We start from the raw sequence: 13,639 nt of genomic DNA, 5'->3' as shown, positions 1-13,639 counted from the left end.
CCCATTCGTTGCATCACACTCTCCCTATTCTTCGAGCCGGTAGAAGCGATAAGCGTTGCCGCCGAACACGGCGTCTTTATCCTCACCACGGGCAAACCGCTCACAGTACGTTTCACAGGCGGCAAGCCACCCGGCGTAGTCGCCGAAGCCTGATGCGAGCCGCAGGACAGGCCAGTCACTCCCCCACAGCAGACGGCGGGTACCGAACAATCGGAATAGCGTTTCCACGTAGGGATCGAAAGCAGCAGCGTCCGTGTGCGGCGGCGCTTCCGTCCATAAGCCAGACAGCTTGCAATGTACGTTTTCGAGTTTGGCCAGATCGTCCATGGCGCTTCGCCACGGCTCCAGTTGCCTGATAGCGATCAGTGGTTTGGCTGCATGATCTATAACAATCCGCAGACCGGGATATCGCCTCGCGAATGCGACCAGTCCGGGGAGTTGACGCGGGACGACCAGTGCATCAAATGCAAGGTCATTCGCGAGCATCGCCGTGATCGCCGGTCGCAATGCCGGGTCGTCGATCCAGTTGTCGTCGGCAAGATCCTGCAGCATCGGCCGCAGCGCTTTCAGCTTCGGGTGGCAGGCCAAAGCATCGATCGTTTGCGGCGCGTCCGGTGCTTTCAGATCGGCCCATCCCACCGCACCACGGATAAAAGAGTGACCGGTCGCCAATTCGAGCAGGAACCCGGTGTCTTTGCTGTCCGGTAAGGACTGGACCAGGACGGTTCCGTCGATACCGCATTGTTCAAGCAGCGGTTCAAAATCGGCCGGCCCAAAGTCTCGATAGATCGCTTCGAGGCGAGCAGGTGGCCAATGCCCCACACGCGCCGCGAGGTGCCAGAAATGGTGATGTGCGTCGATACGCAGGCTCACTGGACCACCTCGGGCACAGGTGCGGTTTCCGCAATCAGACCGTCCGACTTCAGCTCCTGCCACAATCCGGCTGGCAGCGCCTGCTCAAACCACGCGACGTTCTGCCGGAGTTGTTCGACACTGCGCGCGCCGACCACGCACGACACAACCGCGGGATGCGCAAGGGGAAACTGCAGTGCCGCAGCGGGTAACGGAACCTCGAATTCGCGGCAAACCTCAGCCAGCCGGTGGACGCGCGACACGACACCGGCGGGGGCGTCCCCGTAATTGAACTTGCCATTACCTGCCAGCACGCCGGAATTGAACACACCGCCGGCCACGATCGAATTGCCATGCCTTACACAATCGTCGAGAAATGGCGACAGACAATCCTGCTCGAGGAGCGTATAACGGCCCGCGAGTAACGTCACATCGAGCTGTATCTCCTGCATGGCTTCATGCACAACTTGCCATTCATTCACTCCAAGACCGATGGCTTTGACCTGCCCTGCACTACGCAGCGTGTCGAGTGCGCGGAAGCCCCCTCCCTCGGTCAGCTGTTTCCAGAACTCGACGTTTGCATCCCCATGTGTCATTCGACCGATGTCATGCACATACAGCAGATCGATCTGCGGAATACCGAGACGCTGCTGGCTGTCTTCGAAAGACCGCATGATGCCGTCGAAGCTGTAGTCGTAGTGCGGCCGGAAAGGAAGCGGCTCAGCCCAGCCGTCATCGCCGCATTGAACAGTCGGATCCGGCCGAAGAAGCCTGCCGACTTTCGTACTCAGCACGAACTCGTTGCGTGGCCGTGCTGACAGTGCGTCGCCCACGCGGCGCTCCGAAAGCGTGTACCCGTAGAATGGCGCAGTGTCGAAATAGCGCAGACCGAGCGACCATGCTTCGTCCATCAGCGCGCGCGCCTGTTCCGGCGGCATCGTGCGATACAAGCCGCCAAGTTGCGAACAGCCCATACCGAGTGCGCTCAGTTGCACGGCCCCACGCGACAGATCACGCAGATCACTTGCTTTCATCAGGAATTCCGTTTCCAGGGAGTCGTTGCCGGATGTCCAACGCCTTACAGCGTGTCTTGAACGGCGCAGTCCTCAAGGGCGGACAACGCCGTCAGGCGTCGTCCGCGCCGCGCTTCAATACAACACGTTCTTCGCGGCCGGTTGATCGATATTGTTCTTGTCGACCATCACGACACCGGTATCCAGCTGCTTCGTAACCGGCTTGCGTTCGATGACCTCCACCGCTGTTTTGACACCTTTGTAGCCCATCTGATACGAGCCCTGAACAGCGATGGCCTGGATGGTGCCGTCCTTGACGAAGCCCTGGAGGTCCTGGTTGCCGTCAAAACCGATCGCGACCACCTTGCCGGCTTTGCCGGACTGCGCCAACGCACGCCCCATACCCACGGCGGTCGGTTCGTTCGCACCGAAGATGCCCTTCAGATCCGGATTGGCCGACAGCACGTCGGTCGTCTGATTGAGCGCGGTTGCCATCTGCGACTGCGAGTAGAACGGTCCGACGATCTGGAGCTTCGAGTGCTGCGCGAGATACTTCCGGAAACCGCCCACGCGGCCGATCTCAGAACCTGCGCCGGCCACGTACGACATCACAGCGATTTTTCCTGTCTGTCCGACGCGGTCAATCATTGCTTTCGCGCACAATTCACCGGCCTTGTCGTTATCGGTCGAGAGAAACGACTGGTAATACTGCTTGCCGGAATCGGACACGAGCGAATCGATCAGGACGACCGGAATCTTTGCCTCCCAGGCCTTCTTCATTGCCGGGACCAGCGCATCGGGATCGGACGGCGCGAGCACGATCGCCGCGACATGCCGGTTCACCGCGTTCTCGACCATATTGACTTCGTCCGCCACGGCTGACTCGGTCGCCGGTCCCTGGAACGTCATCGTGTAGCCGTTCAGCCCTTTCATGCCCTCCGTTGCACCCTTTTGCACGTTCTGCCAGTAATTCGAGTTGGCCGTCTTGACGATCACGGCGATTTCTCCGCTCGCCGCATTCGCGTGGGCCGTCACTGCGGTCAAAAGTGCGGCGGCCAATGCCAGATACATCTTTCTCATGTCTCACTCCTTGGTTGGTGATTGCACTGCTTTGTTGGACTTCTCGAATGGCATCATTCGATGTGCTTTATCGACGGTTTCTGACCTGGTCGATCCAGACCGTGCCGAGAATGACCAGTCCGATGATGATTTGCTGGACGAAGCTCGATACGCCGTTCATGTTCAGGCCATTGCGCAGTACGCCGATGACGAACGCACCGATGGCCGTGCCCGAAATCGTGCCGACGCCGCCCATCAGCGACGTCCCGCCAATCACGGCGCTCGCGATCGCATCGAGCTCGTACATGACGCCTTCGTTTGGTTGCGCCGTGACGAGGCGCGACATCAGCACGCACCCCGTCAGACCGGCGAGTACGCCGGACAGCACATAGGTAAATAAGGTGACGCGTCGGACATTGACGCCGGAGAGCCGCGCGGCTTCGGCATTCGATCCGACCGCGTAGATGTGCCGGCCGAGCGAGGTGCGCGTCAGCATGATCGATACAGCCACCGCCAGCACGACCATGATGATCACGGGATAAGGAATCCCCGGAAATACCGTATCGGGGAATCCGTCCGCTCCGACATGCGAGATGCGGAACAACGCGCCATTTCCGAGTTCGCCGAAAGCGTCGCCGAGTCCGGAAACCGGGCGCGCACCCGTGATCTGAAGCGCGAGACCGCGCGCGACCAGCATCATGCCGAGGGTGGCGATAAAGGGCGGCAGACCCAAACGCGTGACGCACAGGCCATTGACGAGCCCGCACAGGCCGCCCACCACGACGCCGCCGAACATGCCGAGAGGAATCGGCACGCCGGCCTTGACGAGCAACGCGGCAACCACACCTGACAGCGCAAGGACGGAACCCACGGACAGGTCGATTCCACCCGTAATGATCACGCAGGTTGCCGCCACGCCGAGATAGGCAATCGACGTCACCTGCAAGGCGACCGTCATGCCGTTTTCGAGCGAGAAGAACGCGGAACTGGTCGATGAAAAGACGACCACCAGCATGATCAGACTGCCGAGCGCGGCGAATTTCTGAATCAGGTCGCGACGCCGGAGCTTCGCGCTGGTGTCGACAGTAGTGGTCTGTTCGGATGTTATTTCAAGCATGATTTCGTCCCGATGCGAAGTGCATGATTTCTTCCTGATTGGTGTGGCGCGTCTCCAGGATCGTGGCGATCCGGCCTTCGTGGAATACCGCGATGCGATCGGACATACCGAGGATCTCGGGCAATTCCGAGCTGATCAGCACGACGCCGATGCCCTGCGCCGCGAGCTGATCCATCAGCGTGTAGATCGCGTATTTCGCGCCGACATCGATGCCGCGCGTGGGCTCGTCGAAAAACAGAATCTTCGATTCGCGAAACAGCCATTTGCCGATGACAACCTTCTGCTGATTGCCGCCGGACAGGTTGCGCGTGAGTTGATGGACCGTCGGCGTGCGGATTCCGAGCGTTTCAACGTAACGCTGGGCGATGCTCGCTTCTTCGGCGAAGCGGATGAAGCCGGCGCGACCCGACACCGCCTCGATATTGGCCAGCGTGATGTTGGTCGCGACCGGCATCTTCAGCGCGAGGCCGTCGCTCTTGCGGTCTTCCGACAGATACGCGATGCCGTGGCGAATCGCGTCGATAGGCGAGCGGATCGAGACGCGTTCGCTCCCGATATGAATCTCGCCTCCGTCCGGCTGGTCAGCGCCGAAAATCGCCCGTGCCACTTCGGTCCGCCCTGCGCCCATCAAACCGGCGAAGCCCAGAATCTCGCCTCGCCTCAGTTCGAACGAAACCGGCCCAAATGCCGGTGCGCGCGACAGATTGTCGACACGCAGCAGCACCTCCTGCGTCACGACCGAGCGGCGCGGCGGGTACGCGTCATTCAGCGCCCGGCCGACCATCCGCGCAACGATCTCATCCATGCTGGTCGCCGCGAAATCGTCCGTTGAAATGTGGTGTCCGTCGCGCAGCACCGTCACGCGGTCGACGATCTGCTTCATTTCGTCGAGACGATGAGAGATGTAGACAATGCCGACCCCGTTCTCGCGCAACTCCTTGATGATCCGGAACAGGTGCATGGTTTCGGATTGGGTGAGCGACGAAGTGGGTTCGTCCATGATCAGCACCTGGGCGTCGAGCGAGAGAGCCTTGGCGATTTCGACCATCTGTTGCTGGGCGATCGACAGCGTCCCCACCAGCCTGGTGGGCGGCAACGACAATCCAATGCGGGCGAGCGCGCGCTGGGCGTTCCCATTCAGTCGTGCGCGATCGATGAACGGTCCGCGTTTGGGCTCGCGTGCCAGGTAGATGTTTTCCGCAATCGAGAGGTGGGGCACCAGATTCAGTTCCTGGTGAATGATCGCAATGCCTGCTTCCTGTGCCTCGAGTGAGGATGCGAACCGCCTTTCCATACCGCGAAAAACGATCGTGCCGGCATCGGGCTGGTATTGGCCGCTGACGATTTTCATCAGGGTCGACTTGCCGGCGCCGTTTTCGCCGCAAATCGCGTGCACTTCGCCGCGGCGCAATTCGAAGTGCACGTCCTCCAGTGCAACGACACCCGGAAACCGCTTGCCCAGCCCGCTCAGTTTCAGTAGCTCCGGGGGTTCCTTCGGAGCGAAGCCCTTCACGGCGCTCGGGGCAAGTTCGGCGCTCAGATCTGTCACGCGTGTCTCCTTCTTTGATCTACGGCGCTATTGTTGGTCAGGCCAATCTGACGCAGATTAGAAAATAAATCGCGCGCTTGGTCAAGCCAATTTGTATTCTGTCGATATTGGCCTTACCAGGTACAAACCCGTATCGTTCCTACCGAATGTGCGCAAAGCCTTGCCGGGCTTGCATGGTAGACTTGATCGCCGGTCGAGGGATGACCGGGCCATTTTTTCCTTCCGGCAGCAAAATGAAACAGACTGAGCCAAAGCGGCTTTACCAATTAGTCGCCGACCAGATTCGCGGCCTCATCCACGGAGGCGATTTCCCTCCGGGTTCGAGACTGCCGGCCGAGCGCGAGTTGTCGCAGCAACTGGGTGTTTCGCGCCCATCTCTGCGCGAGGCGTTGATCGCCCTGGAAATCGGCGGCAGCGTCGAGACCCGTATGGGTTCGGGCGTCTATGTGCGCGAAACCGCAAACGAAAGTGAAGGGTCACTGGCTGTGCTAGGCGAAAGTCCGACGGAAATCATGCAGGCGCGGGCCGTGATCGAAGGCAGCCTCGTCGTGCTCGCCAGCACGCGGCTCACAGCCGGCTTTCTGGACCGGTTGCGGCGCAGCGTGGAGGCGATGCATCGCCTCGCCTCCGCCGGCAAATCTCCTCTGGAACCGGACCGGCAGTTCCACCTGATCATCGCGGAAGCGGCCGGCAATACGGTGTTGAGCCGATATGTGGCCGATCTGTTTGACGCGAGGCGTGATCCGATCGGGGCGAGGATTAGCGAACTCGCGGAAAATACGGCCACATGGATGGCTGCGGTCGAGGAGCACGAAAAAGTCCTGCATGCGCTGGAAGCAGGTGACCCTATTGCTGCAGAAGCGGCGATGCGATCGCATCTGAAATCTTCTGAAGTGCGCTGGGTCGGGAGTGACATCAGGAAGGTCGCGCCCACCGATGCGGACGGTAAAGTTACCCGCGCGCGACTAGGTTGAGTTGCGAATCGAACCACTTTGAGCGGGCATGTCGCGAGAAGCGTCGCCACGCATCGTCAATTGCGCCGATGACGGGTGGCGCCCATGCCGCCGGGCAGTCCCCGGCGCACCCGGCGGGGAGCGGCGTAACGCCCGGACGCACACGACGCTCTTAGCGAGTTTCGCGGTGGCGCGTCATCGTGATCACGTGGGACGCCGGACCTTCAATGCTTCAGGCAAGTGTCGGCGTTCTTCCATGTGCAGACGTCGAGTCCTGTGTGGATGACCGGAGGCACCGACTTGCCTTGCGCGAGGTCACGCATGACCATCGCGGCGCGGTAGCCCATTTCTTCGGGCCGCTGGCCGACGAGCACATTCACCTTACGTTCCTTGAGCGCCTGCAATTCGGGCCCGAGCGTATCCGCCGAGACAATCACGAACTTGCCGTTCTTGATCTTGTCCATGATCGGCGCGACGACCTGCGAAAAGGCCTGCGGCGCAAAGAGCGGCCAGCCGCCCGCCAGCAGAAAGGCGTCGAGACCCGTGGGGTTGGCGGTCAGCGTGTCCTGCATCATCTGGTTCGCCTTGGCGGCGTCGTCGTTCACGTAGAGCGGGCAGCCACTGATCTCATGCCAGCCGTTCTCGCCAGCGAGCTTCGAGATGCCCTTCTTCCCGGAGAGCACGTCGCGCGCGCCCTGGGCCCGCTGGTTGATGTTCTCCGCCGCCGGATTGCCCATCACGAGGCAGACATTGCCGCCCTTCGGCATCAGCATCTTCAACTGCTCGCCGAGCTTGGCGCCCAGCTCGTAGTTGTCGGTGCCGACGTAGGCCTTGCGCAGCGAGGCATCCTTCGGCAACAGATCGGCATCCGCTGTGATGACGGGGATCGATCCGCCGCGGCGGCGCAACACCTCCCCCACGGCCGGCGCGTTCGCAGGCGAGATTGCCATGCTCGCGACGCCCTTGGTCAGCAGATCGTCGATGATCTGCACCTGCGCGCTCTCGTCCGCAGCGGTCGCGGGGCCGGTGTAGTAACAGTTGTAGCCTTGCTTGTTGAGTTCCTTGTTCGCCCGTTCGCATCCCTGATGCATGAGGTCGAAGTACGGGTTGTCGAGACCCTTGACCACCAGCGCGAGGGTTTTGTCCGCCGCGAAGCCTGGAGACGCCAGCATTGCGAGTCCTCCAGCCACAGCAAGACACATCCATAGATTCTTCATGGTTTCCTCCTGTTCGGCGCCGGCTCTACGGTGCCCATGTCTGCCCACCCAGTTTCACAACGTTTCCCACGGCAGGCCCGGAATCGGGCTTCGGCCTTTGAGCGGAATCTTGCGGTCTTGTGAATCCGTGCGTCCGCCAGTTCCGCGTCTGATCCGGCCGCGCCCGCCTCCTGCGGCACCTGCCGCGATGCGGCCGGTGCATCCGAAGACATTTCAATCTCCTTGCCGCTCGCCGCCGAGCCGGTTAAAGAGCACCGCGACAATGATAAAGGTGCCGACCACCGTGCCCTGCCAGAACGCGTCGACGCCGAGCAGGATCAGGCTGTTGCGGATGACTTCGATGAGCGCCGCGCCGACGACAGTTCCGAAGGCACTGCCTACCCCGCCGGCCAGATTGGTTCCGCCGACCACGGTGGCAGCGATCACGCGCAGTTCATCGCCGGTGCCGAGGCCTGTCGTCACCGCGCCTAGCCAGCCGACTTCGAGAATCGCCGCGACGCCCGCCATGAGGCCGCAAAGCATATAGACGGAGCAGACGATGCGGCGCACCGGCACTCCGGTCAGATTCGCCGCATGGCGGTTGCCGCCGATCGCGAAGACGTAGCGGCCCCAGCGCGTCCAGCCGAACGCGAACCAGAACAGCAGCGCAAGCAGGATCAGGAACCACACCGGGTTGGCGACACCGAGCGTCGCGCCGCCGCCGAGCGCAAGGAGCTTGCTGCCATCGGGACCGAAATCGAAAATGGTCCGGCTGCGGGAAATCACGAGCGCGAGGCTGCGGCCGACGCTCAGCATGGCGAGCGTCACGACGAAAGGCTGCATGCCGAGATACGCGATGAGCACGCCGTTGACGAGACCGACGAGCCCCGCGGTCAGGAGCCCCATGCCGATGCCGGCCCAGATCGGGTAGCCCGCGTTCATGACGACCGAGAGCACGATGCCGCTGATGCCAATCGTCGAGCCGACCGAAATATCGATGCCGCCCGTGACGATTACCGCCATCATGCCGAGCGCGACGATGGCGACGAACGCAAAGTTTCGCGTGACATTGAAAAGGTTCTCGGAGGTCGCGAAGGTCGAGGTCGCAAAAGAAAGGACGAGGCAGGCGACGGTCGTTGCCAGCACGACCCAGAACACCTGGCTTGCAAGCAGTCCCGACCAGCGGGTATGCGTCCTCGCGGACTGCGGATCATCGAGCAATGTTGGCATTGGAGGGGGCCTTCGCGGTGCGTCCTTCAACATTGGGTCTCCCGTGCGAGGCAGGTTCAGGCGGCGGCGATGGCTCCAGTGATGAGACCGGTCACTTCTTCCGGGGAGGACTCTTCGGTCTTCTTGTCCGCGACCTTGCGCCCGCGCCGCATGACGACCACGCGGTGGGCGACGGCGAATACGTCAGGCATGCGGTGGCTGATGAGGATGACCGCAATACCGTGTTCGGACAGGCGTTTGATGAGATCGAGCACCTCGGCGACCTGGCGGACACTGATCGAGGCGGTCGGCTCGTCCATGAGGACGAGCCGCGCTTCCGAGAGGCGCGTGCGGGCGATGGCCACGGCTTGCCGCTGCCCCCCGGACATTTGCCGGACGAGGTCGCGCGGGCGCGTCTCGGACTTCAGTGCCTTGAACAGTTCACCGGCGCGCCGATACATGGTCGCGTGATCGAGCACGCGGATGGGCCCGAACCCGACCCGCAGTTCGCGGCCAAGAAAGACATTGGCGGCCGCTGTCAGGTTGTCGCAAAGCGCGAGATCCTGATAGACGACCTCGATGCCGCGAGCGCGCGCGTCGACCGGCTTGTTGAAATGCGCGGGCCTTCCATCGATGAGGATTTCGCCGTGCGAAGGCGGAAAGTTGCCGGCGACGACCTTCACCAACGTCGATTTCCCAGCCCCGTTATCGCCCATGAGCCCGACCACCTGACCTGGCTCCAGACTGAGCGTTACGTCGATCAGGGCCTGAATGGCGCCGAAATGTCTGGAAACGCCTCTGAGCTCAAGAAGACTCATGGACTGTCGCGCTCGCTGGGGTGGAGGCGCCCATTACATTGGCCGGGCGGCCAGTAGACATGCGAAGCAAGTAGATGTTTTTTAGTGCACGATGCGGTTTTTAGCAAGCCTCTTTATGACGGGGTGCATTGCGCCGTCTGCCCGTTGGAAAGACGACTCAATCGCGCGACGATGTTGTTCGAGGCAGAAAAAGACAAATACAATGCGATTCATGGCGGCTCGGTTCCTTGTGTTTGTACGACGCCCGAGAAACATCGCACGATATCAGAGCGTCCCCGGCGATCCTGCTAACCCTGATGTCTCGCGCTGCGCGCGGTAGTCGAAAAAACCTCGTCCAGGCTGGTTACGCCACGACCTCTTCCATTACCGCTCATTCTGCGCGCGACGTAACACTCAATGATCTTGCCGGAGTGCAAAACAGATGTTCCCACCTTGGTTCATGCGCTCCGTATTCGCGGGATCCAACGTGCAGTTGACCGGACGCGATAGGCGGTCCGGTCGAATGGAATGCTATGCATGCGTAACCGGCCCGATGCAGTTGCACGCGGTCCAGGCAAACCCCGTCTGGATCAAGGTCCCTCGCGTCCACAACTTCTTCGCAGTTGTCCCGCGGGATCAACCCGAGCGAACATGCATGCGCTCCCCAGAAGCCAGTCGCCGCCCGACGGTACTTCGAGAAGGCCATCGATCAGAATGGCGCGCCCGAAGCCGTAACCATCGACAAGAGTGGTGCTGCCGAGACGTCGCTGTCAGGTTGAGAAGGCGCTCGGGAAAAATGTCTGGATGAACAAAGCAAAATCCCTGTTTCACACGCATGAAAGGATTCCGCATCCCGCAGCGCACGCAGGCGTTGCGTTCGGACCGATCCGTCAGAAGCATCGTGCCATCGCAACGAACTTGAGGCGCGACTCACCGCCTGGCAGCGGCGGACAATTGTCGAAGCCGCCAACCGTGAACGTTAATGAGGATGCCATAGGTTACCGGCAGAACTCACACGGTCCACGTCAAGTTGACAACGCCGAAAGACCCGTTGATCGCGCGACTGCGACGCAAACACTCATGTAACAACGCCAACCACTGCATGCATGACGGCACCGCTGAGCGCGTCACGGTCCGCTGCAGAAAATGGCCGTTAGCAAGAGGGGGACAACTTGATGAATGACAGCGCCGCTGCCGGTCTGGCGCGCGTGCGCTTCTACTGACTCGGTGGGGCCGATTACTACCACGCCATAGGCTGAGTCCGTGACGGGCCGGCCATCTCCGCGTTTGAACAGTGCATCGTCGTGTTCATACCCGAGGACGGCGTAGACGGGAAAGCCAAATGCCGTCAACTTGCTGCCGTGCGCCGGTCGAAAGGCGTTGACCGAGTTTGCTTCGACGCGCATCGGATTCGGATCGATATACCGGCTCTTTAGCAGCGGGGCGATGAACGCGTGTGCGTTCGAACTACAGTCGAGTTGCGAATCGAGCGCGTGGGCGTAGGACGAGCCCGAAGGGAACCCCGCGGCGATTGCAGGAAGCACCGTTACCCAGATGTAGATTGCGGAAACCTTCATCAGTCACTCCACTCAATCGAGCTTGCTCACGGTCCGGGACCGGCATGTCCTGCACCCGCTCCGGTTTCATGGCCAGCGCTCATAAGCGCATTCCAGGTCAGCGTGAGGGCCTCCCTGGTGGCACTCCGGCACCATGTCTTCAAGATGACGAAGACTCGGCGCACGGGCCTCCTCGCGGACACCGAGACCAATCGGGTTCCTCACCATTCGCCAATGCCGACTCCAACGCATGAACAAAACGCTGAAACGCATCCAGGGTTCCATGGACGCTTCGGTAGTCGGTGCAACCGATCCTGCCATCAAGTACGACCAGCATTCCGGCATTCCCCGCCAGTTCCAGGATGTTCATTGCGTTCTCCTCAGATCGCCCGACTATCGACCCGTCGCTCACGCCGCAAGCCGGTAAGCGCGCATCGCGGACCTCCCGGCATCCAGCAAGACCGTCTCGATGAGCTCCTGGGAACATAGGGAAGTGCCCAGCCCGGAACGGGACGATAAACATGCAGTTCCATGCGTGATAAGCGCAGTGCGCTTTGAATACCTGCTCATTGGACAGGTCCCAAGCTCGCCATGCGACAGCCAGGACCCTCACAACGCCCACCGCGCGCCCACTACTTCAACACCTCCCGCACGCCGTTTCATCGCAGTCCCCTCCGAGGCAGGATCTCCTTGGCGCTCGCCATCCGCACAGTATGGCGAGCACCAGGCAGCATTTAAGGCCGGGCGATTCCAGACATCGGTAACGCGAAACCGCGGCTTGTACTAAAAATGCGAGCCCGGCCGTGTTATCACACGGCCGGCCAGGCGGGCCAGATTTCCCGTGCTGACGTGCCAGGTCTGTCTATCCTGTTCATGGGTAGGCATGCATCACTGGCCGTCTGGACGCGGGCGGGAACACGCGCCACGATCCGTCATCGTGCCGGAAGAAGAAAATGGCCAGCGAGCCGCTCGTTCGCAACGACTCCACGCGCACGCAGCGTCTCTGGCTCGAGTTTGCACGACCGTATCGCGTCAGGCGGACCGGCATAGCCGGCGTGGGCGCCAGCCATTTGTCAATCAACCATCGCAAGGACTTCTGATCGGTGTTCATCTGCTGCTCCTTCAACCCCATGGCCGTTGATCGGCCGCGCCCCTTGCCGTGCGCCGTCACGCCGCCCCGTCCTCGGGGAACTCGGTGTGCAAGTCGGCCGCGGATTCGTCGCCGGCGCGCGCTTCGTGCTGATAGATCAGGTCGCGAACTTGCCTCGACGCATTCAGCAACAGACCCGCTGAAATAGGTCTTATGACCAAATACTAGTGGTCGATAGACCAATAATCAAGACCGGTAAGGCGGGGAGAAATACCAATAAGTACGAGGATTTAGCGACCGCTCGATGGGTGAGACCCAAGCAATTGATCGTTAAGCCCGTGATTGGGAGTATGTTAACTGTGTTTAATTGGTTTCTTGACCTACCATACATAGGTCGGATGACAAAAAGGGATGGCTGCTTCGGCCGCCCGGCGGCACGGAGACACTGACTGAGGAATCACCTCTTGAGCCAGGCGCGAGCCGAGTCTGGCGCGCCATTTCGGCGGCCGGAACGAACTGTCCTGCGGAGATAACCCGTCACTGAGGAGTTGGGCGCAGATGAAAGAAATGACGATCACATCGGCGGAAATGCTAGGCTCGAGCGCGCCAGCCGAGCCCAAGCGGCGAGGCAACAGAACAACGCGCGTGCCGGAGATCCTCCAGGTCGCGATCAGCGTTTTCGCTACCGAAGGTAACGCAGGGTTCACCCAACGCCGTGTGGCGAGCGATGCGGGTATTCGCCTGAGCACCTTGCAGCACTATTTCGGTACCCGGGAAGACCTGTTGCGAGCCACGTTGAGAGCGATGGCCAACCGCTACCTCGAGCTTTATCGAACGCTCGCCAGGGATAAGCTTCGATCGCCGGAAGCCCGCCTCGATGCGATCATCGACGAGGCGTTTGCTGCACTAACGCGGCCTGGCACCAGCACGAGCGCCTTCGCCCTCGAATCGTGGAGTTTGGCCGAGCATGAGGATTTTGCGCGCGATTTGACGGCGGAAATCACGGGAGAATTCCAGGAAATCTTTGCGGGTCTTGTTGCGAAAATAAACCCGGCGCTGACGTCTGGGGAATGCGCGCTCCGAGGTGCTTTGCTCGTCTCGCACTTGCAAGGCCTGGTCGTTTTTATCCGTCGAGCCGGAGATAACGCGCCTGATCTGGACGCATTTCGGACCGCCGCAAAAGTCGTTTGGAAAGCGCTGAGTAAAGCGCCTCAATAAGCGCGCTCAACTTCGACTGTTCGAAACACC

General features: G+C 61.0%; 13 protein-coding genes and 1 pseudogene. 4 read left to right on the top strand and 10 right to left on the bottom strand.

Going from position 1 to position 13,639, the window contains the following annotated elements; genetic code table 11:
- Window positions 1-24: 24 nt before the first annotated feature.
- The 5 genes from OKW45_RS01180 to OKW45_RS01160 all read right to left on the bottom strand — a co-directional run bounded on the left by OKW45_RS01180 (window position 25) and on the right by OKW45_RS01160 (window position 5,590).
- A complete protein-coding gene (locus tag OKW45_RS01180; RefSeq protein ID WP_429465367.1) occupies window positions 25-873 on the bottom strand; it encodes an amidohydrolase family protein in 849 nt (282 codons plus the stop codon).
- Window positions 870-1,886, bottom strand: coding sequence for an aldo/keto reductase (locus tag OKW45_RS01175; protein ID WP_429465365.1), 1,017 nt, complete (start codon window positions 1,884-1,886; stop codon window positions 870-872). The genes OKW45_RS01180 and OKW45_RS01175 overlap by 4 nt, the downstream gene beginning before the upstream one ends.
- 114 nt (window positions 1,887-2,000) lie before the next feature.
- Entirely contained in the window at window positions 2,001-2,945 is a 945-nt protein-coding gene (locus OKW45_RS01170; RefSeq protein WP_429465363.1) for an ABC transporter substrate-binding protein, read from the bottom strand.
- Window positions 2,946-3,012: 67 nt separating this feature from the next.
- Window positions 3,013-4,041, bottom strand: coding sequence for an ABC transporter permease (locus OKW45_RS01165; protein WP_429465361.1), 1,029 nt, complete (start codon window positions 4,039-4,041; stop codon window positions 3,013-3,015).
- A complete protein-coding gene (locus OKW45_RS01160; protein WP_429465359.1) occupies window positions 4,034-5,590 on the bottom strand; it encodes a sugar ABC transporter ATP-binding protein in 1,557 nt (518 codons plus the stop codon). The genes OKW45_RS01165 and OKW45_RS01160 overlap by 8 nt, the downstream gene beginning before the upstream one ends.
- 233 nt (window positions 5,591-5,823) lie before the next feature.
- Here OKW45_RS01160 and OKW45_RS01155 point away from each other — a divergent pair, with 233 nt between their 5' ends.
- Window positions 5,824-6,564: a FadR/GntR family transcriptional regulator gene (locus OKW45_RS01155; RefSeq protein WP_018424476.1), complete on the top strand. Its 741-nt coding sequence runs from the start codon at window positions 5,824-5,826 to the stop codon at window positions 6,562-6,564.
- Window positions 6,565-6,767: 203 nt separating this feature from the next.
- Here the strand turns inward: OKW45_RS01155 and OKW45_RS01150 are convergent, their stop codons facing one another.
- The 3 genes from OKW45_RS01150 to OKW45_RS01140 all read right to left on the bottom strand — a co-directional run bounded on the left by OKW45_RS01150 (window position 6,768) and on the right by OKW45_RS01140 (window position 9,766).
- A complete protein-coding gene (locus OKW45_RS01150; protein WP_026226533.1) occupies window positions 6,768-7,760 on the bottom strand; it encodes a sugar-binding protein in 993 nt (330 codons plus the stop codon).
- A 213-nt stretch (window positions 7,761-7,973) separates the two neighbouring features.
- Window positions 7,974-8,969 (bottom strand): ABC transporter permease, encoded by a 996-nt coding sequence (locus OKW45_RS01145; protein ID WP_018424474.1) that lies wholly within the window; start codon window positions 8,967-8,969, stop codon window positions 7,974-7,976.
- A 56-nt stretch (window positions 8,970-9,025) separates the two neighbouring features.
- A complete protein-coding gene (locus OKW45_RS01140) occupies window positions 9,026-9,766 on the bottom strand; it encodes an ATP-binding cassette domain-containing protein (protein ID WP_429465357.1) in 741 nt (246 codons plus the stop codon).
- A 653-nt stretch (window positions 9,767-10,419) separates the two neighbouring features.
- Between OKW45_RS01140 and OKW45_RS01135 the strand changes: the two are divergent.
- A pseudogene (locus tag OKW45_RS01135) lies at window positions 10,420-10,500 on the top strand (IS6 family transposase); the annotation flags it as partial.
- A gap of 372 nt (window positions 10,501-10,872) precedes the next feature.
- On the opposite strand, the gene OKW45_RS01130 reads toward OKW45_RS01135, so the two are convergent.
- Window positions 10,873-11,322: a hypothetical protein gene (locus OKW45_RS01130; RefSeq protein WP_429465355.1), complete on the bottom strand. Its 450-nt coding sequence runs from the start codon at window positions 11,320-11,322 to the stop codon at window positions 10,873-10,875.
- A 229-nt stretch (window positions 11,323-11,551) separates the two neighbouring features.
- On the opposite strand from OKW45_RS01130, the gene OKW45_RS01125 reads away from it, so the two are divergent.
- Entirely contained in the window at window positions 11,552-11,728 is a 177-nt protein-coding gene (locus tag OKW45_RS01125) for a hypothetical protein (RefSeq protein ID WP_429465353.1), read from the top strand.
- 444 nt (window positions 11,729-12,172) lie between these two features.
- Here the strand turns inward: OKW45_RS01125 and OKW45_RS01120 are convergent, their stop codons facing one another.
- A complete protein-coding gene (locus OKW45_RS01120) occupies window positions 12,173-12,412 on the bottom strand; it encodes a hypothetical protein (protein ID WP_084754480.1) in 240 nt (79 codons plus the stop codon).
- A 537-nt stretch (window positions 12,413-12,949) separates the two neighbouring features.
- Between OKW45_RS01120 and OKW45_RS01115 the strand changes: the two genes are divergently transcribed.
- Window positions 12,950-13,609, top strand: coding sequence for a TetR/AcrR family transcriptional regulator (locus OKW45_RS01115; RefSeq protein ID WP_018424469.1), 660 nt, complete (start codon window positions 12,950-12,952; stop codon window positions 13,607-13,609).
- The last annotated feature ends 30 nt before the right edge of the window (window positions 13,610-13,639 follow it).

The organism is Paraburkholderia lebeckiae, assembly GCF_050436225.1.
GTDB classification, from domain to species: Bacteria; Pseudomonadota; Gammaproteobacteria; order Burkholderiales; family Burkholderiaceae; genus Paraburkholderia; species Paraburkholderia tuberum.
This window is presented reverse-complemented; position numbering and strand designations above follow the sequence as displayed.